Origin of the sequence: uncultured Campylobacter sp. (assembly GCF_937890585.1) — a bacterium.
Lineage (GTDB): Bacteria > Campylobacterota > Campylobacteria > Campylobacterales > Campylobacteraceae > Campylobacter_A.
Map to the genome: position 1 here is coordinate 1 of NZ_CALACG010000006.1, position 1,878 is coordinate 1,878.

The following is a 1,878-nucleotide window of genomic DNA, read 5'->3' on the forward strand; positions in this document are numbered from 1 at the left end:
TACCAAGGCAGCCATACGATATGCTAGGGCACGGCGACGGCATGGTGAGATGGATAGATGAAAACAGCGTGCTTGTCAATGATTTTTCAAACGAGAGCAAAAGCTTTAATGATAGGCTTATAAAAGCCCTTAAAAAGAGTGGTTTGGATGTGAAATTTATGAAGTATAAAGATGGATTTTTCACTAAAAAGAGAGACTGGGGCGCTTACTTAAATTTTATTAAGATTAAGGATATTTTAATAGTTCCAATATACGGCATAGATGATGACGATGTTGCGCTGCAACAGATCAAGAAAATTTATAGTGGCTATAAAGTAGAGGCGATAAATTTAAGCGAGATCATAGAGCTTGGCGGTGCTCTACACTGCATAACGTCGGAGAAATTTGGGCGGTAGAGCTACCCGCCATTTATAAAGCTATTTTTTATTTTTGCTCCAATATTCAAAATCTTCTGGAAATTCTACATTTTTGTTTAGATAGTTATTCCAAAATTTGTTTATACCTCTGGCAATAGGTTCAAAACTCTCAGCCGACAAAAAATCACTTTTTGCATTATTGCAAATGTAGCAAGCCAAACGGCAATTATCTTTTGAATATTTATTTTCACTTTTTGGCGCTGTTATCACTCGTTCAACTTCTAAAAATTTTCCTCTTGGTCTAGCTTTTTCATATTGCGTATTTTCACTTTTAAAGTATTCTTTTAAATCAGCTTCTTCAACTCCGCAATAGCAGCATTTTTTCTCTTGATTGTTATACCAATTAAAAAAAATTGCCATTCCCTCAAATCCTTCTAGCCTTGTATTTTTGCTATTTTTTACAACTTTTTCAGCTTTTGATAGAGCTTTCCAGCTATTAAAAAAATCTTCTTCCACCCCTAATGGTTTTTCGGATTTCAAGTCATCTTCCGTTAATGTATATTTGCTATTTTTTACATTTTTGCATATATCATAAAAAGTTTTTTCTAATCTGTAAAATTTTGAATTTTCTATATCAAAACATCCAAAGATGATCTTGCCTATTTTCTCTACTCCGCCAAAAATACTTTTAACATCCATCTTTGCCATATCCTGTTCTTTTTCAATAGGAAATGAAAAATTATACTTGCCGTCTTTAGTTTTTTCAGCGCTTTTTACTAAAGCATGTTCGCTCTCAACATAAAACCAATCTAAATTCTTTTTGTTGTTTTCTTGATAAATGTCGACAGGCTTAAAATTGCCTTTGAAAAAATCCAAATTATTGTAGTTAAGTAAAATTTGGGCTCTCGTTGCAAGAGAAATTTCTTTCCAAGCCTCTCTTTTTATATCATTTTGCGCCATCTTCCTCTCCTATAAGATTTTCACTATTTTACCAAAAGATAACGGACAAAAAATTGTCTTATTGGTTTATTACAATTACCAAAATTTCTTACGAAAGGATCAAAATGCAAGAGAAAATAGATAGGATCAAAAAGATCATCTCGGAGGCTGATGCGGTCATCATCACAGCAGGTGCTGGCATGGGTGTGGATAGTGGTTTGCCTGATTTTAGAGGCGATCTTGGCTTTTGGAAGGCATATCCGCTACTAAAAGATAAAAATTTAAGCTTTGAAGATATGGCAAATCCGCAGTGGTTTTTAGACGATCCAAAGCTGGCATGGGCATTTTACGGACATAGGCTAAATTTATACAAAAACACGGAGCCTCACGAGGGCTTTGGGCTGCTTTTAGATCTTGTAAAAAGCAAAAACGACAACTACTTCGTCTACACATCAAACGTCGATGGCCACTTTCAAAAAGCTGGCTTTAGCGAAGAGAAAATTTACGAGTGCCACGGCTCTATCCACTACTCTCAGTGCATCCACAAGCGTGATGGCTGTCTCTTATACACATCTCCGAGCCC

3 protein-coding genes are annotated in these 1,878 nt (G+C 35.5%); 2 read left to right on the forward strand and 1 reads right to left on the reverse strand.

Annotation, left to right across the window (positions count from 1 at the left end; all coding sequences use genetic code 11):
* On the forward strand, nucleotides 1-395 hold a 395-nt coding region (locus tag Q0296_RS00135; RefSeq protein WP_298035576.1), incomplete at its 5' end, for an agmatine deiminase family protein.
* 21 nt (nucleotides 396-416) lie between these two features.
* Here Q0296_RS00135 and Q0296_RS00140 read toward each other — a convergent pair.
* Entirely contained in the window at nucleotides 417-1,316 is a 900-nt protein-coding gene (locus tag Q0296_RS00140) for a hypothetical protein (RefSeq protein WP_298035577.1), read from the reverse strand.
* 104 nt (nucleotides 1,317-1,420) lie between these two features.
* Between Q0296_RS00140 and Q0296_RS00145 the strand changes: the two genes are divergently transcribed.
* Nucleotides 1,421-1,878, forward strand: a 458-nt coding sequence (locus Q0296_RS00145) for a Sir2 family NAD-dependent protein deacetylase (RefSeq protein ID WP_298035578.1), incomplete at its 3' end; no start/stop codon positions are given.